At 41.9% G+C, this 19,406-nt stretch carries 17 protein-coding genes; 5 read left to right on the plus strand and 12 right to left on the minus strand.

Features of this window, described 5'->3' with window-relative positions; genetic code table 11:
* Positions 1 to 164: 164 nt before the first annotated feature.
* Positions 165 to 704, minus strand: coding sequence for a YhcN/YlaJ family sporulation lipoprotein (locus WAM07_RS03755; protein WP_422164894.1), 540 nt, complete (start codon positions 702 to 704; stop codon positions 165 to 167).
* Between the two features lie 125 nt (positions 705 to 829).
* Entirely contained in the window at positions 830 to 1,297 is a 468-nt protein-coding gene (locus WAM07_RS03760; protein ID WP_422164896.1) for a hypothetical protein, read from the minus strand.
* A gap of 191 nt (positions 1,298 to 1,488) precedes the next feature.
* Here WAM07_RS03760 and WAM07_RS03765 point away from each other — a divergent pair, with 191 nt between their 5' ends.
* On the plus strand, positions 1,489 to 1,722 hold the full coding sequence (locus WAM07_RS03765; RefSeq protein WP_422164898.1) for a YhdB family protein: 234 nt from the start codon (positions 1,489 to 1,491) through the stop codon (positions 1,720 to 1,722).
* Between the two features lie 103 nt (positions 1,723 to 1,825).
* Here WAM07_RS03765 and WAM07_RS03770 read toward each other — a convergent pair whose 3' ends face one another.
* The 6 genes from WAM07_RS03770 to sigI all read right to left on the minus strand — a co-directional run bounded on the left by WAM07_RS03770 (position 1,826) and on the right by sigI (position 8,831).
* A complete protein-coding gene (locus WAM07_RS03770; protein ID WP_422164900.1) occupies positions 1,826 to 2,551 on the minus strand; it encodes an SDR family oxidoreductase in 726 nt (241 codons plus the stop codon).
* Between the two features lie 15 nt (positions 2,552 to 2,566).
* A complete protein-coding gene (locus WAM07_RS03775) occupies positions 2,567 to 4,129 on the minus strand; it encodes a GNAT family N-acetyltransferase (RefSeq protein WP_422164902.1) in 1,563 nt (520 codons plus the stop codon).
* Positions 4,130 to 4,622: 493 nt separating this feature from the next.
* Complete coding sequence (locus WAM07_RS03780) at positions 4,623 to 6,044, minus strand: dihydrolipoyl dehydrogenase family protein (protein ID WP_422164904.1); 1,422 nt, start codon at positions 6,042 to 6,044, stop codon at positions 4,623 to 4,625.
* Complete coding sequence (locus WAM07_RS03785) at positions 6,041 to 6,442, minus strand: DUF1499 domain-containing protein (protein WP_422164906.1); 402 nt, start codon at positions 6,440 to 6,442, stop codon at positions 6,041 to 6,043. Before WAM07_RS03785 ends, WAM07_RS03780 begins: the two co-directional genes overlap by 4 nt.
* Positions 6,443 to 6,516: 74 nt before the next feature.
* Positions 6,517 to 8,097: an anti-sigma factor domain-containing protein gene (locus tag WAM07_RS03790; protein ID WP_422164908.1), complete on the minus strand. Its 1,581-nt coding sequence runs from the start codon at positions 8,095 to 8,097 to the stop codon at positions 6,517 to 6,519.
* Positions 8,094 to 8,831: an RNA polymerase sigma-I factor gene (gene sigI, locus WAM07_RS03795; protein ID WP_422164910.1), complete on the minus strand. Its 738-nt coding sequence runs from the start codon at positions 8,829 to 8,831 to the stop codon at positions 8,094 to 8,096. The genes WAM07_RS03790 and sigI overlap by 4 nt, the downstream gene beginning before the upstream one ends.
* Before the next feature lie 412 nt (positions 8,832 to 9,243).
* Here sigI and WAM07_RS03800 point away from each other — a divergent pair, with 412 nt between their 5' ends.
* Positions 9,244 to 9,870, plus strand: coding sequence for a flavodoxin family protein (locus tag WAM07_RS03800; protein WP_422164912.1), 627 nt, complete (start codon positions 9,244 to 9,246; stop codon positions 9,868 to 9,870).
* Here WAM07_RS03800 and WAM07_RS03805 read toward each other — a convergent pair.
* From WAM07_RS03805 to WAM07_RS03820, 4 genes are all read right to left on the minus strand, one after another.
* Positions 9,867 to 10,694 carry a S1C family serine protease gene (locus tag WAM07_RS03805; RefSeq protein WP_422164914.1) on the minus strand — a complete coding sequence of 276 codons (828 nt, stop codon included), beginning with the start codon at positions 10,692 to 10,694 and terminating at the stop codon, positions 9,867 to 9,869. The genes WAM07_RS03800 and WAM07_RS03805 overlap by 4 nt on opposite strands.
* 32 nt (positions 10,695 to 10,726) lie before the next feature.
* Positions 10,727 to 12,763, minus strand: coding sequence for an ABC transporter ATP-binding protein (locus tag WAM07_RS03810; protein WP_422164916.1), 2,037 nt, complete (start codon positions 12,761 to 12,763; stop codon positions 10,727 to 10,729).
* Entirely contained in the window at positions 12,760 to 14,505 is a 1,746-nt protein-coding gene (locus WAM07_RS03815) for an ABC transporter ATP-binding protein (protein ID WP_422164917.1), read from the minus strand. Before WAM07_RS03815 ends, WAM07_RS03810 begins: the two co-directional genes overlap by 4 nt.
* Before the next feature lie 435 nt (positions 14,506 to 14,940).
* Positions 14,941 to 15,966, minus strand: coding sequence for a TIGR00341 family protein (locus tag WAM07_RS03820; protein WP_422164918.1), 1,026 nt, complete (start codon positions 15,964 to 15,966; stop codon positions 14,941 to 14,943).
* 98 nt (positions 15,967 to 16,064) lie between these two features.
* On the opposite strand from WAM07_RS03820, the gene WAM07_RS03825 reads away from it, so the two are divergent.
* The 3 genes from WAM07_RS03825 to WAM07_RS03835 form a co-directional block, all read left to right on the plus strand.
* Positions 16,065 to 17,549 (plus strand): spore germination protein, encoded by a 1,485-nt coding sequence (locus tag WAM07_RS03825; RefSeq protein WP_422164920.1) that lies wholly within the window; start codon positions 16,065 to 16,067, stop codon positions 17,547 to 17,549.
* Positions 17,546 to 18,652 (plus strand): GerAB/ArcD/ProY family transporter, encoded by a 1,107-nt coding sequence (locus WAM07_RS03830; protein WP_422164922.1) that lies wholly within the window; start codon positions 17,546 to 17,548, stop codon positions 18,650 to 18,652. Before WAM07_RS03825 ends, WAM07_RS03830 begins: the two co-directional genes overlap by 4 nt.
* The coding region (locus tag WAM07_RS03835) for a Ger(x)C family spore germination C-terminal domain-containing protein (RefSeq protein WP_422164923.1) at positions 18,649 to 19,406 on the plus strand (758 nt) is incomplete at its 3' end. The genes WAM07_RS03830 and WAM07_RS03835, both read left to right, overlap by 4 nt.

Below are 19,406 nucleotides of genomic sequence, written 5' to 3' on the forward strand. Positions count from 1 at the left end.
TTTGTCTCCGGCTTCCTTCAGATTCCAGGTCACCCTGGACACCCTTGCCTTTGACTAACGGCTACAACGACCTTCGCCGATCGGGACTTGAACCCTATAGTTTATACCCATGCCGGGCACACCAAAAAACCAGGCCCTCTTACGAGGCACCTGGTTTATCTAAATTACTTTGCTTCTGGAAAAACTCGATTAACCATTTGACCGAACTCCTGGAAAAAGCCACGTACAGGTTTTCCATTTTCCACGTCATTCACATAATTATTCGTTAAATCAATGAAGTCGGGATTAGTGGAAACATAAACATTGTTTATATCCTGATCTGTATTTTTTACAGCCTTGGTAATATCCTTTTCCACCTTGTCCGTCATATTCTCTTCACCGCTGTTATTGTCCATAACTGCTGCCACATACGCATTATCACGTGTTTTTAATACGTAAGCCTCGTCGACGCCTTTAACATTTTTCTTAATATTGACCGCCGCATCTTTAGCGACGTGATAATTCGTATTATGAACCATACCGCGGTCGTTGTCATAACGGTTTGTCCGGTTACCTTCTTCGTACATATTATCGGCCATTCGCTGAAAACGTGTGTTTTGCACACCTTCATAATTATCCTGGCCTGTGCCTGTTTCCTGTTCTGCTTGACACGCTACCAGAGAGGAAGCGGCTAAAAGGCCAATAGCAAACGCTCTTATTTTCATGGTTTATTCCTCCTTAGACAGCTTACACATAGTATGTGAAATTCAAGAACAAATATGCGATGAACCATCTGTAGGAATAAACCTCCAAACCCCATAATAAAAAGGCCTTTCTAAGAAAGACCTTTTCACCCTGAAAATGGTAAACTCCACCAAATATTAAAAAATAATATGAAGACGAATAAAATAGCATTAACAAATAATAAAAATATTGGCAGCAGCTTAAACGGACCCGTCAGTCCAGCATACATTTTCCTTAATAAAACAAAACCGGCTATCAGTACTATGTATAAGAACAAGAACCAAATCCATTTGTTGTTCGTAGAAGCTTCCACGCCTATTTCATATCCGATCGCATAAACCAGCCAAGCACCTAAAAAAACCATAATGGAGAAGGGAATAAACCTTCTTTCCCCATTCAAATGGTGTAAGGAAAGATATGCGTTTACTACTACTGCTGCACCTATAACTTCACAAAACAAAACCATCACACGGTGTGCTGTATCTGCTTCAGCTGTTACGAAGCTTAAAAGCAAAAATAACCCAAAGGCGATGACCCCACCAAAATTTGTAAATTCCCATTGTTTCTTGGACAACACTGTAATCTCCCTTCATATACCTTAAGAACATTTAAAAGTTACTATACCATCATAACAAACCACAGCAGGGCATGTGGGAAAAAAACTCAAAACCACTCGTTTTTCCCAAAATTGTGACGAACTTTCAGACTGATATTTACCCGAATAGGAGACAATAAAAACAATCCTTTTAAGAAGGATGTGACCCAGTGAATTATCAGGATTATGACAAAGCACTGCATTTTATGATCTGGGGTCAGTGGGATGATTTACTTGTCCTTATGGTACGCACACGAGACCAGTTTTTATCCAAAAAAATTGAGACGTTTCTGCATGCCAGTTACTACCCGGGACATGAAAGCGAGATGCTTGAGTCCCATGAAGCTTTGTTAAATTATATTGACCACGCACAAACAACCCTTGCCTACCCGGCGTTCAGATAAATCAAATTGTAAAATGTAAAAATTCACCACCTCAGGTCATCCATAATATGGATGACCTGAGGTGGTTATAAATGTAAAAGAAGCAGACCGTGTTCTGCTTCTTTTACATTCTTGGATACTCCTGATGGATCGAATGAACGTGCATCTCATCAATTACCATATGCTTAGGTGCTTCAAGCATATAAACAATAGCTTGGGCTATATCTTCTACCTTAAGCCAATCTGACTTTCTTGGTTCTCCTTGAGTGGTGTTTGCAAAGTACGTGTCCACTTTACCAGGATTAATAGTACCCGCACGTATACCATCGCTGCGTACTTCCTGCGCCAGTGATCCCATGAAGCCTTGTACCGCATATTTGGTTGCTGTGTATAGAGAACCATTCTCAGGAATCGTATATCTCGAAACATCAGAAGCGACCGTCAATATCGTACCCGATTTTTGTTTTCTCATAAACGGAAGCACGGATTTTGAGGCAAGAAATACACCTTGTACATTAATATCAAATGTTTTCTTCCATTCTTCGACGGTTACAGATTCTACGGGTTTGCTTTCCCCCATCCCTGCATTGTTGATTAAAATGTCGATTCTGCCATAAGCATTTTTCGTTGCCTGAACAACATGATCCACATCGTTCTCATTGCTCACGTCCGCTGTGAATGAAAGTATATCTGCATATCCATAAGCCTCTAAATCCTCTCGTGTCTTGTGAATATCTTCAGAACTGCCAAGAATCGAAAGTTTAACCCCTTTGGCCGCTAATTGGAAAGCCAGTTCACGGCCTATCCCCCGGGAAGCTCCCGTTACTATAGCCACTTGGTCTTTTAACAAAGGAACCTTCCTCCTTTACGTCCTTTCCGGCTTAACTTCTGTTTTCAGTTTATAGTCCAGCTGAAAAAGATCGTGCCGGCGATCCTGCAATTGTCTTACCGTACCTGACTTGCGCTGACGTCTTAAAATCTCCAGGTCCACATCTCCAACAACCACAGTTTCTACGTTCGGGTTGCACTCTCCGATAATTCCATCGCGTGCAAATTCAAAATCGGATGGAGTAAAAATACCGGACTGAGCATACTGGATGTCCATATTTTCTACCTGCGTCATGTTCCCTACAGTACCAGATATGACCGTGTACACCTGGTTCTCCACAGCACGTGCTTGAGCGCAGTAACGAACCCGCAGGTAACCTTGACGGTCATCCGTGCAAAACGGCACGAAAATAATGTTCGCTCCCTGATCCACAGCGTACCGGGCCAATTCAGGGAACTGAATATCATAACAAATTTGAATGGCGATTTTTCCACAGTCCGTATCAAACACTTTCACGGCGTCGCCAGGTTGAATTCCCCACCACGTACGCTCATTCGGGGTGACATGAATTTTATATTGTTTCTCAATCGTCCCGTCTCTTCGGAATAAATAAGATATATTATAGATTTTTTCATCTTCCTCTACAAAGTGAGAGCCTCCGATTATATTCACATTATACTTCACAGCCAGATGGGTGAACATTTCAATATAGTCCTCTGTGTAATCCGATAATCTTCTTACGGCTTTCGATGGAACTTTTTCTTCTAAAAATGACATGAGCTGGGTCGTGAAAATTTCAGGAAAGACCGCAAAATCACTGCCATAATCGGCAGCCACATCGACATAATATTCACACTGCTTTTTAAATTCTTCAAAAGAGTCGATGTTTTTCATCATGTATTGAATGACCATAATCCGAACGGGATTACTTGTTTTAAAATGCCGCTTCGTGCGTGCGCGGTAATCAATATTATTCCATTCCATCAGCGTCGCATATTTAGAGGAAAGATCGTCGTCCGGTAAGTAGTTTGGGTTGATACGCATAACCGTAAACCCGTTCATAATTTGAAAGGTAAGTACCGGATCATAAATGCTTTGACTTCTGACCTCTTCTACATATTCCCTCGGGGTCATCTCGTCCTCATATTTATGATAATTCGGAATCCTTCCTCCTATGATAATGCTCTTCAAGTTCAATTCCCTGGCCAAATCTTTACGTGCTTCATATAAACGGCGGCCAATCTTCATTCCGCGGTATCCGGGGTGAACCATGACTTCAATACCATAAAGATTGTATCCATCCGGGTCATGATTGGTGATGTAGCCCTTGTCTGTAATGTCGTCCCACGTATGCCGATCATCATATTCATCAAAATTAACGACCAGACTGGAGCAGCTTCCTATAATTTGTCCATCAAATTCTACAACAAACTGCCCTTCCGGAAATATTTTCAAATGACTCTCCAAATGGTCTCGTTTCCAAGGTTCCATGTTAGGAAAGCAGACTTGCTGTAATTCAAAAATCTGCTCTATATCTTTTTCCTGCATATGTCGTACAATCATTTTCTTTTCATATTGAGTTAAATCTATTTTAGACACGTTATCCCTCTCCTTATTGTCTTTCTTCCCTCAATTCTATCGTACTTAACCCGAAAAATCCGTCTTCAGTATCACCATACATAATTTTTTCACAAAAGCTCCCGTTTGTGTAAGACTTGATTTCGAGATATAGGGTTATGAGGAAGGTCCTTCAGGGGAAGATTTCGCTTTTCGACCCTGCACGACGCAGGTCCGCAGGACAGCGAGTTGTTTCCGCAGCCACCCTTATTAAATTTTTGGCAACGAACCTCGAATATCTCGAAACTGAGTCTTCCGCAATCAGGCCCTATTCTGGAACAACTACTTGGTTAAATTAACAAATCTTTTAACCCAGCCATTGTAATATAAATCAGTTCCATGGAAATGCGCGTTATGATTATTTTGGTAAAGCAGAGCCGCCTTTATGCGAAACATCACATATGGGCAGTTTCGTATAAAGACGGCTCTATATAATAAAAAAGGAGCTGACCTTAAGACAGGACAGCTCTTTAGCTTATCTAAATTTACGAACATACCATTTCAGTGCTTCATTTAATGAACTGTCGAATAATTTCTCTCGCCAGTACAAATCTGCGGTCTGAGAAACTGCATTATTTTTTGCTGGGTATGGGTGAATAATATTGGAGATCGCTTGAAATTTCTTATTCAGGGCCTGAACAGTGCCAATTTCCTGCATCCATTCCCCTGCTCCTTCGCCTATAGCATGAGCTCCGACAATTCGGCCTCGATTTGTCGTTAAGACTTTAACCAGCCCCTCGGTATGACGCTCAGCCATAAAGCGATCATTATCGGCAAGTTTTGTCTTAAAGGTCAAGAGTTTTTCACCGTACTGATCTTTTGCTTCCTCTTCTGTAAGCCCGAGATGATAAATCTCTGGAGCTGTATATACTACCCAGGGCACTCTTTCATAAGATGCTTTCCTGGATAAACCAAATACAGCATTGGAAACAGCAATTTTTCCTTCCATACCCGCTACATGAGTGAACGGCATGGAACCATTACAGTCTCCAACCGCGTAAATATGACGCTGAGTCGTTCGCATTGCAGCATCCACAGCAATCGAACCATTGGAAGTTTCAACACCAGCCTGTTCTAGACCGAGTCCATCTATATTCGCTTTTCGTCCCGTCGCTACTAATAACTTTTCAACGTTTAGCGAATTTGTGGATCCGTCCATCGTATAATTAATTTTCACGCCTTCATTCGTAGATTCAAGACGATCCACCTTTGCCCCAGTTATGACATTCATTTCCTCGGATAACAACCCTTCAGCCAGTTCAGCAATTTCCTTATCTTCTTTGGCTAAAATCTGTTGCCCACCTTCAACGACCGTAACCTCTACTCCTAAACGGGACATCGCCTGAGCGAGTTCCGAGCCAATGATACCTCCTCCGATCACACCGAGTGAAGCCGGCCTTTTTCGTAAAGAAAATATGGATTCGTTTGTGATGTAATCGATACTGTCTATACCTTGGATTGGTGGCACCATGGGAGAAGAACCTGTAGCAATAACAAAACGTTTCGCTGAAATGGTTTCTTCTCCCACTCGTAATGTATGCTCGTCTATAAATTGGGCTTCTGCTTCGTAAATATCAATTCCAAGCTTGATGAAGCGATCTTTGGAGTCGTGGTTCTGTACGTCTTGCACGGCTTCCGCCACTCGTTCCATCGCACTTGTAAACAAGCGGTCATAGTCCGATTCAGTGAAGTCGGAATACTGTCCGGCCTGGTGGACTTCCCTGGCTGCTTCTATCATGGCCTTAGAAGGCATACAGCCATAATGCAGACAGTCCCCTCCAAGTTCACTCTTTCTCTCAATAAGAGCAACGGACGCTCCAAAACTTGCTGCTCCGGCAGCCACAGTCAGACCACCTGACCCTCCGCCTATAACGGCGATTTGATAATCATAACTCATGAGCGCGCCTCCTTCTCCACATATCCATAATAAGCCTCAGCGAAAGCTTTCATTCGTTTTCGGTTCACTCCCATATCAGAATAACCCGTGCGAGAAGCTGAGCGGAAATGCACCTGCTGACTTGAGTCATCTAAGTAAAACTCTACATCGTCCTTGAATCGTAAAAGCTTTGTAACCACAAGAGCGTGAATGTAATGTTCTTCTTCAATTTCTACTTTGGTTCTCTCCATTTCCTGCAAGACTTTTTTCAGTGTTTCTTTCGTTGAATTCAAATCTCCATGAAACGGTAAAGGTTCCATCTGTTTATCTGATTGATCAGTTTGAGTTGAAACGCAGTTCGGAGAATTAGGACATTCAGCTAATCGGCCGTCCTTAACTCCAAGATATTGTTTTCCCATGCTATAAACCACTCCTTTTCTTTACACTACCTTTATATTCACGTTTAATCCAATAAAAAAACACCCTAGACTCTCTAGGATGCTTTTTCACCTGCGTTTTTATGTTTCTTCGCCTTCTTCTCTTTCTGAGATTCCAACGATTTCTTCTCTGTTTTTGCGTTTGATTGACCAGGGTTTGATTGCGATTTTCCCTTGTTATTATCTTCTGAAGACGCTTTATCAGACTTTTTTTTAGATTGACCAGGATTTGACTTCGACTTGTCTTTCTTTTTATCTTTCAAAGATTGTTTTTCCGGTTTATCCTTCGATTGAACTGGATTTGATTTCGGCTTGTCCTCCTTCTTATCTTCTGAGGACTGCTTATCCGTCTTCTCTTTCGGTTGACCAGAATTTGATTTTGGCTTGTCCTTCTTCTTATCTTTCGAAGACTGTTTCTCCGGTTTATCCTTCGATAGACCTGGACTGGATTTCGGCTTGTCTTTCTTTTTATCTTTCGAAGACTGTTTCTCCGGTTTACCCTTCGATTGAACTGGATTTGATTTCGGCTTATCCTTCTTCTTATCTTTCGAAGATGGTTTCTCCCGTTTATCCTTCGATTGACCAGAATTTGATTTGGGCTCGTCTTTTTTCTTTTCTTCCGAAGAATCATCTTCTGAGTTAACCGTCTGATCCACCTTCTCAGGTTTATCTTTAGTCAAGTTTGAAGGAGGAGGGTTGTTGGTATCTCTATTCTTTTTGTCAGTTGATCCGCGTTGATCTCGCGAAGAACTCTGTGAAGAATCAGAAGAATGGTTAACATTCTTGTTCTCGTTGGAGTTAACCGATTTTTTATCGGTAGTCGTAGATGGTTCTTCTCTATGAGCTTCAATGTTTTTTAAACTTGAAGAACTGTTATTCTCACTGGATTCACGTTTTGATGATTCTTCAAAAAAAGATCGAATCATTTCTTTTTCTTCGGACATTAAATCTATGGAATTAGCACCTTTTATATCTGACTGTTTTTTGCTTAATTGATTTGCTACCCACTCATTGACTGATTGGTTCGCTTCGAGCGCTTGTTCACGAAGGGATGCTGGGAGATTATATGCTGCCACTGATAAATCCTTTGCCCGATCTGACAGTTCATGTTCCATCCGTTTGGCCAAGCTCGCTGTTGGATTAGTTTTTAAATAACTAATACCAATCAGAACTTGTTTCTGTTGATTCATCCAACCATTTTCCTTGCTGATGTTAATCATTTCAAACGCTACTTCTGAAACATCTTTTTTCTTCCAATCTGTTAGCATATCCATTAATTTCTCAGCATCCTCATTACGAGGGGTAATCTGTATGACTTGCAGTTGTTCGTTTAATTTTAATTCCAGACTTGGATTAATATCTATATTTACATATGCATAAGCCTGACTGCTTCCATATTTTATATAAAATGGCAGGCAGGCGAGAACCAGTACCAAAGCCATGATGCCTGCTTTCCATGGAACTATGATGGATAACCATCCCAATGGGCGAAGGTGTTTGTTGTTTGAGATCGCCTGAAAATGGACTTCCATGCCGACTTCGGCTTCATGGAGGCGAAGCGCACGGTGAAAGTTTCCATCATGTGTCATCACAATGGTATATCCTTTTTTTTGCTCCATGACAATGCCTTTTCTCACACCCCCACCCCTTTCAGGTAGTCGTTGAGATATATATAATCTCCGTCAAAGATGAGAACTAAGGCAATAATGAATTTTCGGTTTCTTTCAAGCGTTTTTTTACTCACATCCACTTCACGTACCAGTTCTTTCATAGGAAGGCGTCCTTTATAAAGGACTTGCTCCCTAAGCTCCTTATGGTGATAAACGATTCGTGCCGTTTGCACAGCTGAATCTCGTGCATCCTTATGCTTGGGCGAAGCATCCACTAAATCATCAAGAGACAAGTTATACTTCTTTAACTGCTCTTTGAATTCGTGAATTTCTTCACGTCTATACCATGCCTCTTTCTCCATTTGATGGCGTTCTCTCGCTGCTGCCACCTCAGAAGGATTCTCCATTTGCTCTTCCTCATGATTAAGTTCATCGAGAGAAACAGCCAGGGGATATTTTCTTTCATTACGGATGTGATCAATTACTTTCCGTTTGATTACGAGACGGGCAAAAGAAAGAAAGGAACTGCCTTTATCACAGGAATACGCTTGGATGGCTTCGTTAAACGCCGATAAACCAATACTGAATTCATCGTCTTTGCCGGGATCTATATATCTTTTACATACTTCAGAAACACTTTTGGCAATAAAAGGTTGATACTGCTTGAGGATCTCGTTTCTAGCTTCCTCGTCCCCCTGTTTAACGGATTCAATCTGTGCATCAAGGGAGGTGTCTTTTTTGCGCAATAGACGTTTGATCAACCTTCACCACCTCCAGCCATTAATAGTTTCGAATTCAAAACAGAGTTTTTGGGTGTTTTTATTAAAAAATATTTCAATTGTGTTACAAAGCAGGAGCAACCAATATTGCCAAAAGCCGTTTATTCGTCCGCCATCCAAACCTGTATTTTAAAGATATGTTATTAACCATGACTATTGTACTGAATATAGGGGCATGGGTCTACCACATCAGGTTTACATTTTATTAAATCTACATTTCAAAAAATATAACGAATGGACTATACACACCAGGGCTTTCAATATAAAATGAATTAAAATGTATACCAATGTGTCTAAATTCCTATGATAAAAAACACAATTAGTCAGGTTTACATATAGCTGGAGTAGGTTAAACCTGTTGTGTAGAGCGCAAATAAAAAGGAGGATTCAACAAATGAAAGCCGTATTATTAAATTGCAGTTTAGAAAAAGGCACAAAAGAAACAGATACCGAAAAACTCCTCCATGAATCCGCTCAAATATTTCAACGGGAAGAAATTGATGTGGAACGAATCCACTTAAGGGATTTCCATATTAACTTCGGAATTACAGACCAGTTAGATAATGAAGATGATTGGCCTTTTGTATTCGAGAAGATACTGGGAGCTGATATTCTACTTTTGGCTACACCGATTGCTATGGGTGACAAAAGCAGTCTGGCCTCTTTAATATTAGAGAGACTTCAGGGATACCATCAGCTTAAAAATCGAAAGGGACAAGGCATCTTCTATAATAAAGTTGGAGGAGTCATCGTCGCAGATGGCGGAGACGGAGGAGCTCAATTGGCAGCTCAATCCATCCATTACCGCCTATCGATGCTTGGCTACACTTTACCGCCTCATGCCAGTGCTATCTGTAATGAAAAGCTGGAAAACCCCGCTCAAAGTGAATGGGATTGCATTGAAGAAGAAGTCGTAAGAATGACTTACAACGTTATCCATTTTGCTGAACTTCTTCATTTCAATCCAATTCCTGTTATCGGAAATAAAGTAGACGACAAAAAAGTGCCGCCAAAGGGTTAATTTTTGGCAGCACTTTTTTCATAATAATAATCAATTGGCACAGCAAGCCCTACTCTTCCTTCTGCGTCATCATGCAATGTTGCAAAAACTACCGCAATAACTTCTCCTGATTCATTAATGACTGGACTCCCCGAGTTTCCTTTGTAAATCGGAGCGTCCAGCATGAGTACAGGCTGATTCCAATCACTCAGATTCTTGTATCCAATCACGGTGCCCTGATTCGCAATTCCAGTAAACCGCAGAGGATTTCCAATGAAGTAAACATGATCATTTTCTTCAAAGACCGTTTCATCAGCCAGATCTAAATGGGGAAAGTCTTCTCCATCTGCTTTCAGCACAGCTAAATCTACTTCAGGATACTGCTCCACAACCTCTGCTTGATACAGTCCCTGCTCAGGAAAAGCTACCGAGATCCGTTTTTCATCCTCAATTACATGATGGTTCGTAAGAATGGTTCCGTCTTCCTTAATGGCAAACCCTGTTCCTTTACTTTGCCCTGCTTCCACCACAACTACCGATTGTTTATATTCCTTCACCTGCTCATCAGATGAGAGCTTGGCAGAGGTCATTAGAAAATCTACGGCCGGAATGGAAAACGTATTGGGCAGTACAGCTACAATATTTGTGACCATCATGATAGCAATCAACCAAAAGATCCATTTTGGAAAAGGACGTCGGCTTTTTAATTCTTCTTTTTTTAAACGTTCTCTTTCGTACGCCTTTTGTCTTTCTTCCTGAACCAGTTCATATAACTCTTCATCGTCTATTTCTTCGTACAAATCTTCATCTATAATATCATGCTTATCGTCTTCGCGATCATTCACGAGCGGTCCCCCTTAAGACAGGAGAATTGAAACTACATGGCACTGACTTTTGATGAACCCTGCTGCATACGGTACATTTGGAAGTACTGTCCTCCAAGAGCGACCAGTTCTTCATGCGTTCCCTGCTCCACCATTGTACCATGATTTAATACAAATATTTGATCTGCCCGCTGAATTGTGGATAGACGGTGCGCGATAACCAGCGTGGTCCGCCCTTTCTTCAAAACTTCTAATGCTTTCTGGATCATTTGCTCCGTTTCTGTATCAATATTCGCCGTAGCCTCATCCAGGATCAGAATCGCAGGGTCAAAAGCCAGCGCTCTGGCAAAGGAGATCAGCTGTCTTTCCCCCATAGACAAGGAACCGCCTTTTTCCTTTACCTGAGCATCATATTGCTCAGGTAGCTTCTCAATAAAACGATCCGCTCCAACAGCTTTTAACGATTCTATAGCCATTTCCCGGGAAATACGGTCATCGTTCATCGTTACATTCGACAAAATTGTCCCTGTAAAGATGAACGGATCCTGCAGAACTATTCCCATATGACTTCGGACTTGCTGACGTGACCATTCGGTCGTTGGGTGTCCATCAATTGTTACTTGACCTATTTGTGGATCATAGAACCGAAACAGCAAGTTCATAATAGAGCTTTTACCGGACCCTGTATGGCCAACAAAAGCAGCCGTCTGTCCAGGCTTCACTTGAAAATGAATATCCTTTAATACAAAATTATCATCTTCATAGGCAAACGAAACGTGATCAAACGCGATTTGGCCGCGATAGCGTGCGACTTCACTACTGTTTCTTTCTTCCCCTTCCTCTTCCAACAACTCAAATACACGACCAGCTGCTACCCGGGCTTCTTCCAATTGAGGAAGCTGGTTTACCAGGTCGGTCACAGGCTGGAAAAGCCGATTTAAATAGTCCACAAAAGCGTATAGCACTCCCACAGTAACGATTCCTTCAGCTCCAAAAGACTGGGATCCAAAATACCAAAGGAAGCCTACGAAAGCGATATTACGCAGAACATTAACAAGATTAAATGAAGTGAGCGCACTTAATCGAACCAGTTTCCTCTGATAACTGAAATGCCGTTCATTTAAACTCTCAAACTCATCCGAAGTCTGCTTTTCCTGTCTGAATGCTTGAATAATGGACATTCCTTGAATGGCTTCATTAATATTGCCATTCATATCGCTTACCGTAGATCGCACGACTGTATTGTACTTACCGCCGAAATGCTTATACATTCTCATCCAGCCATAAATAATCGGAACCAGCAGCAAACACATAAGGGCTAACTTAACATCTAATAAAAACAGGGCTACATAAATTCCCAGCATATAGAAAAAGCTGGTCACAAAGGTAGCCAGTACTTTTACATACAGCTCTCGAATCGATTCGGTATCATTTGTCACTCGTGCTACAATTTTACCAGCCGGCTGATTGATAAAATACCGTACTGGAAGCTTCTGAATGTGCGTGAATAAATCATCCCTCATCTTACGAATAATCCGGTTTGACGATCGTTGCAGGAGAAAGGTATGAGTGAACTGGAAAAAGGCCGCAATAAATAGCAATCCAACATAAATGCCAAGCAGCCAGTAAATAGACGGAATTTCCGGCTTAAAGAAGCGGAAGAGTTGTTGCAGCGATAATGATTCTGCATCAGCCGTGTATGTTTCATTCGCAGTCTCTATTCGTATCCTGTTATTCTCAATGGAGCGATTGCCGCTAGACGGAACTTCCTCTGGAATGAAGTAGTACGAGCGTCCTACTTGTAAAATCGTTGCCGTTCCACTGATTTCCTCTCCCTCTTCCAGACGGTCATCGCGCTTGTAAAGACGCGCTTCGTAACGAACCGTATAATCATCAGCTGACTCTACCCGATGCCACTGATCTTCTATCCCCACGATGTGTTCATCGATCAAACGTTTGGCTATGAATGGCCCCGTGAGTTCAAGAGCTACAGCTATAACGAGACATATCAGACCAATGAGAATGTTCTTTTTGAAATGTAACGCATATCGGAACAATTTGCGTTCGGTCGTGGAATGTTTTCCTTTCATTCCTCCACCTCCTCTTCTAACTGCTGGCGTTCATATTGAGTTTGGTACCAGCCTCCCTGTTTAATCAGCTCTTCATGTGTTCCTTCTTCTGCGATGCGCCCTTCCTCCAGAACAATAATATGGTCTGCATGGGTTACAGCAGACAAACGATGAGCAGCAATCAGAGTAGTCTTTCCTTGTCTTTCCTTCCGTAAATGCTCAATAATATTAGCCTCGGTTTTTCCATCTACTGCAGACATTGCATCATCAAGAATTAAAATCTCGGGGTTCATAATGAATGCGCGGGCAATTGAGACTCTCTGCTTCTGACCGCCGGAAAGAGTGACGCCGCTTTCCCCGACTTTTGTATCCAGTCCAGCTGGCAGGTTCTTAATATCCTCCAGAAAATATGCCAGTTTTAATACCCGGTAGATCTCCTCATCCGTCGCCCCTGCCTTACCGAATTGAATGTTTTCTCGAACGGTTTTAGAAAACAGGACCTGATCCTGGGGCACGTAGCCAATCCAGGAGCGTGTAGTACCAAGATCAAGTAGATGAAGATCTGTGCCGTTGATCAAAAGTTCTCCTTCAAGCCCTGGATATTCTCTAAGCAGCTGACGGAAAAAGGTGGTCTTACCCGCTCCTGTTTTACCTACAATACCGATCGTCTGACCGCGTTCGATCGCTACACTCACGTTTTTTAATTCTGCAGCTTCCGATTGAGGGTACTGAAAGCTTACCTCTTTAAATATAATTTGCTCCGGCCTGTTCACATTCCGGGGGTTGGAAGGATTCATTATATCCGGTTGATAATCAAGCGTCTCATTGACCCGGTCCAGGGAAGCGTTTCCTCTCTGCAGGACATTAATTAATTCCCCGACCGCAAACATGGGCCAGATTAACATCCCGAGATAGACATTGAAGGAAACCAGTTCTCCAAGCGTCATAACATTTTGAAACACAAGGGCAGCTCCATACCCAAGTCCTATCGTATAGGAAAGGCCGACAAGGATTTGAATAGTAGGTTCAAACAGGGCCTCAATTTTTGCCACTTCCACATTTTTGTCATACACTTCTTCTGTCATCTTCTGAAAACGGTGATCTTCATTTCGTTCTTGGACAAAAGCCCGGATCACCCGGACGCCCCGCACCGATTCCAGAACATTGTTATTCATCTCTCCAAAAGCCGTCTGAGCTTCCGTAAAGCGTTCATGAATGACTTTACCATATTTGTTCATCGCAACAGCCATAATTGGCAGTGGAAGAAGCGCAGCCAATGTAAGTTTCCAGCTGATTGTAAATCCCATCATAGCGATAATCATAAACATAAAAACGGTGGAATCAATTAGGGTTAATATTCCGAAACCAGCTGTCATGGTGAGCGCTTTTAAATCGTTTGTGGCTCTTGCCATCAAGTCTCCGGTTCGGTTTTTACCGAAAAAAGCAGGAGTCATTCTTAAAAAGTGGTTCATTAGTCTTGAGCGCATGGTTTTTTCCATAATCATCGCCCCGCTGAAGAGCGTATAGTCCCATAAATAGGACAATAAGTAACTGGCAACAATGATCCCGCCATAGAACAGGATAATTTCTCCTAACCGTTCCGGGGTAAGTGTGTTGAATTGAATTTCATCAATCGCCATTCCTACCAGCTTTGGAGGAAGAAGATCAATGGCACTAACGACGATCAGCGCTAAAATAGCAAACGAATACCGTTTCCAATAAGTTTTAAAAAACCATCGCAATTTTACGAGTACACTAAACATGTCTGACACGTCCTTTCATTCTTTCCTTGCTAGCCGCTTTCTTTCCAATCTTCGTTCCATTCTTTTCTTATCACTGTGGTTTCCATTTCATAAGTACCTCCTTGATTCTTTTATTTATGTTAAACAGGCGCTTGTTCACCTGTACAACAACAAAAAAAGCATACGCCGGCTACGACGTATGCTTAACATATACATACTAAATAGGGGGCACGTATTTACGCGGCCCACGTAATCACTCATTCTCCTGAGATAAGGTCGTTTATCAAACGTCCCTGTCGGCCACGACAAGTATGAAATTAGTGATTTGCTGTGCATATACGTTTTCCATCGTCGTGACCTCCTTTAGTGTAAATGATTATTAATTATATAATTTTCAAAAAATTAATTCAATGGTCTATTTAAAAAGTTTTGTAAAAACATTATTTTAAGCGTGTTTCACCGGACGTTAACATCCTTTCCTAAAAGCAGAACCAGCGCAAGAGCTGCCACAATAACAAAGACAAAAACAATGGACAAAGGGCGTGATACGTTTGCCCTTTTTACGGCTTCCCAGCGGACAGGGCGTATGCCGCTGATCGAAAATATGGTAACAGCCGCAAGTAAAATCGACATAATATTGACGACGACAAGTAAAAAAGCTCCATACGCATTCATGTAAGATCCATTGCCGAAAGACATACCAAGAGCCACACTCGGCGGCAGCAAAGCAACAGCTACCATCACCCCTACAAGATTACCAGAGAGGCGGTTCAGGAAGGCCAGCGCCCCTGCAGCCCCGGAGGCCACTCCAAGAAAAATATCCACTATTGTAACTTTAGTACGATCCAAGTACTGATCCGTTCCCATTCCCATATCCGTGAAATACCCAAAAAGCACCGAGACGATTAATACAATCGCTACCCCATAGATAGAGGTCACCACTGATTTCCAAAGCAGCTTATAATCTCCCAAAATAGATGAAAACGCAATGGCGATGACCGGACCGATCATGGGAGCGATCACCATCGCCCCGATCACTACAGCCTCGCTGTCTTTCAAAAATCCAACCGTCGCTACAATAGCGGACAATATGATCATAAGCGAGTAATTCAAATTGATCTGACTGTTTTTTTCAACATAATTCAACAGTTCATGACGACTGGCTCTTAACAGAAGTGCCTGTTCTTTCTCAGACTCCTCATCTTCCTTTGCTTTTTTCGACTCTTTATGGAGGGTTTCTTTCGATAAATAAGTTTGAACAGGGATGAGCATGGTCTCAAAACCTTCTACTACGTTCGAGACTTCTTCCAGATAATCAAGAATTTCTTCTACGCCGCTCGTTTTAACGAGAATCCGGACTAGAGTCCGCTCTTCAGACTCACTGGACACCCAAAACGATTGATGATCATGTTCCTTAAGCTTCTCATGAATGGACTCAAAATGATGATCCGGAATATAAACTTCTATTAATTGGAGATTCATACGCAGCCTCCCTTCCATCCAACCCACAAATGGCAATTTGTTAATAATGTGCCCTTTTTTTCGCATACTAATTACACGTTATAAAAGGAGGGAAGACAATGGAGCATTCGACACTTCCGTTACAGCTGGATAACTATCTGAATACTTTAAAACAACAATTTAATGAGAGTCCGGACCTCGTTCAAAAAGTATTCCATATAAAAGGACAGGAAGTCGTTATTCATTTCATTTCCTATCAAATTAGGAAAGACCGACTGGAAAGAGAACTGCTCGAACCTTTGACGAAGTCTGAAAAACCATGGTCGGTTCATGATCTTCAAAACAATATTCCTCTCGCTTCTTCCCAGTCCGTTTCTTCAATGGACAAGATTGCTGAGCACATTATCCACGGAAATGTGGTCGTTTACATTCCTGGCGAAAAAAAAGCTGTTGCTTTTCTGCTTCCTCAGCAGGAATCACGGCCGCTCGACCGCGCGGAAACAGAATCTCTTGTCTTCGGTCCGCAAATCGCGTTTACAGAGTCTCTTGTTACCAACTTAAATGTCATTCGTTGGCGTCTGGACACGGATGATTTAGTCGTTGAAAAACTTATTGTGGGTGAGCGGATTAAAAGTGAAGTAAGAGTTGTTTATCTTAAATCACTCGCCAATGAAGAAAATGTGGATACCATGCGTCAAAGAATTACAGACTTAAAGGTAGCGGAAGTAGAAGATACTAGTGTGCTCGGGCAGTTAATTGAAGATTCCTCAAGCTCCATATTTCCACAGCTTATCAATACTGAGCTTCCCGACCGCTTCTGCAACTCCATCTCCAAGGGGCGGGTGGGTGTGCTTGTGGATAAAAGTCCAACAGCTCTCATTGGTCCAATGACGCTGTTTAGTTTTTTTGAATCTACCGAAGACTTATATATGCGCTGGAATATGGGGAGCTTCATAAGACTTTTGCGATTTATCGCTATGGCTCTTTCCATTATTCTTACACCTATGTATGTAGCTGCACTCACTTACCATTATGAAGTCATCCCAACTTCTCTGCTTGTTTCACTCGGGCAGTCGCGCGCCATGGTACCTTTTCCACCTGTTTTGGAGGCTTTGCTGCTGGAGATGCTCATTGAACTGTTACGCGAAGCCGGAGCCCGTCTTCCGACAAAAGTCGGTCAGACCATGGGTATTGTGGGCGGTATTGTACTAGGACAAGCAGCTGTGAAAGCCGGTTTCACCAGTAACATTCTGATCATCATTATTGCGCTCAGCGCACTAGCTTCCTTTACAGCTCCGAGCTATTTAATGGGGACAGCGATACGGATCATTCGCTTTCCAATGATTATCCTTGCTGGTGCATGGGGATTGATAGGCATCACGTTTGCACTCAGTTTTATCATCATCCACTTATTAAAACAAAAATCACTCGGAAGACCTTACCTTTCTCCTATATATCCGTTCCAATGGAAGGACATCAATGATTCTCTTATAAGGCTTCCTTTTCAAAAAAATAATGCCCGTCCATTGAATGTCATGCCTGATGATACGACACGCTATGACCAGCTTAAAGCGGGTGAGAAAAAAGATGTGGATCCTTCATGAATACCAATTTAATTATTAAGCCAGATAAAGCCGTAGAAGCCTTTTATCTTTTTTTCATCGTGCATACGTTACAGATTGGTGCAGGGCTTATGGGAGTCCCTCGTGTCATTTTTACAGAAGCGGGAGCTGATTCATGGATTGCTATTTTATTAGCTGGTATTTACCTCCATTTTGTAGCCTGGATTATGATCTTAATTTTAAGAAAGTATGACAATGCGGACATTATTGGGATTCAGTGCGATGTATTTGGAAGGTGGCTGGGGAAAACATTGGGAATCGTGTACGTCATCTATCTCTTTTTTATTCTTTTAAGCGTCATAAAGAATTATATAGAGGTCGTCCAAGTATTTATTTTTCCGGAGATTCCATTATGGCTTATGAGCGGGTTTTTACTTTCCCTTATGATCTACGCCGTTCTTGGCGGGTTTCGAGTGGTTGTTGGAACGAGCTTTATCTTTTTTCTATTAACTATATGGATGGTGTTTACCCTCGCACAACCAATTAGTTATATGGATTGGGATCATTTTACTCCGATTCTTCAGACAGGTGGATATGACCTTTTGAAAGGGGGTTATAAAACAGCCTATTCTGTACTTGGACTGGAGATTTTATTTTTCGTTTATCCTTATATTAAAAACAAAGAGAACATTGCGCTTCCGGTTCATGCCGGCTTAGCGTTAACCACCTTTTTAATATTGCTTGTAACCGTTGTGTCCATCGGTTACTTCAGCCCGGAACAGCTTAAAGAAACCGTCTGGGCCACCCTTTCGTTATTTAAAATTATCAGCTACCCTGTCTTGGAGCGATTCGATTTTATCGCCATTGCTTTCTGGATGATGGTAATTATCCCAAATATTGTATTGTTCTGCTGGGCTTTGATTCAATCGTTAAAACGCCTGTTTCAACTGCCCGAGAAACCAAGTTTATATGGCGTGGCTCTTTTATTGTTGGTGACTTCCATTCTTATCGAATACCGCGTCCACATTAATCAGTTAACCGACTGGACTTCCACTCTTGGTTTCTGGCTGGTGTTTGTTTATCCGGTGATTCTCTATCCACTCGTGCTCATTAGAAACAGATTCAGGAAGGAAAATTCATTATGAACTGGAAGAGAATAACCCTGATCATCTTTCTCGCTTTTATGTGCAGCGGCTGTATCCCCAAAAGTTATATTGAGCAATTAGGTATCATTACAGCCGTAGGTTACGACATGGCAGGAGAAGACTCTATAAGAGGGACAATGGTTATGTATCAATTCGATCCATCTACTACAAGTCCTTCACAAGTCGTCACCAGTGAAGCAGCTACCTCGAAAGGACTCCGGTTTGAGGCGAACAGAATGACGAGCCATCGATTAGTATCTGGTCAAGTAAGGCTGGAACTTTTTCAGGATCAGTTAGCATCCAAAGGAATGACTAAGTATATGGATACATTGGAAAGAGATGCCAAAGTATCCGATATGGGTCTGTTAGGAGTGAGCGAGGTGCCCACGGCTGATTTGTTGAAGATAAATGACTCCAAAGAAAGTTCAAATTCAGGGGAATATATTAAGAAAATGATTAAAAAAAGCGTAGATCATGATGTACTTCCAGATGCAACCATCCGAACCTTCATGCATGACTATCGCGATGCGGGAATAGATCCGACTCTCCCGTTGCTGTCTACTAAAGATGAAAAAGCAATGATCAGCGGCCAGGCTCTCTTCCAAGACGATAGATACACAGCTAAACTTTCACCACAGGAAACTTTCTATTTGCTTCTATTAAAAGACGAATATAATGACGGTCAGTTTCAACTCCAGCTTCCTGACGAAGTATTAAAGGAATTTCATAAAGATACGCCCGGACCTACTAAAGA

Source organism: Halobacillus sp. (assembly GCF_049282395.1).
Classification (GTDB): domain Bacteria; phylum Bacillota; class Bacilli; order Bacillales; family Halobacillaceae; genus Halobacillus.

Bases quoted from the DNA above. Each gene is read 5' to 3' on its own strand.
- WAM07_RS03820 (WP_422164918.1), bottom strand. From the start codon at position 15,966: ATGAATCTCCAATTAATAGAAGTTTATATTCCGGATCATCATTTTGAG.
- WAM07_RS03755 (WP_422164894.1), bottom strand. From the start codon at position 704: ATGAAAATAAGAGCGTTTGCTATTGGCCTTTTAGCCGCTTCCTCTCTG.
- WAM07_RS03800 (WP_422164912.1), top strand. From the start codon at position 9,244: ATGAAAGCCGTATTATTAAATTGCAGTTTAGAAAAAGGCACAAAAGAA.
- WAM07_RS03785 (WP_422164906.1), bottom strand. From the start codon at position 6,442: ATGGGAAAACAATATCTTGGAGTTAAGGACGGCCGATTAGCTGAATGT.
- WAM07_RS03810 (WP_422164916.1), bottom strand. From the start codon at position 12,763: ATGAAAGGAAAACATTCCACGACCGAACGCAAATTGTTCCGATATGCG.
- WAM07_RS03830 (WP_422164922.1), top strand. From the start codon at position 17,546: ATGAATACCAATTTAATTATTAAGCCAGATAAAGCCGTAGAAGCCTTT.
- WAM07_RS03780 (WP_422164904.1), bottom strand. From the start codon at position 6,044: ATGAGTTATGATTATCAAATCGCCGTTATAGGCGGAGGGTCAGGTGGT.
- WAM07_RS03815 (WP_422164917.1), bottom strand. From the start codon at position 14,505: ATGTTTAGTGTACTCGTAAAATTGCGATGGTTTTTTAAAACTTATTGG.
- WAM07_RS03825 (WP_422164920.1), top strand. From the start codon at position 16,065: ATGGAGCATTCGACACTTCCGTTACAGCTGGATAACTATCTGAATACT.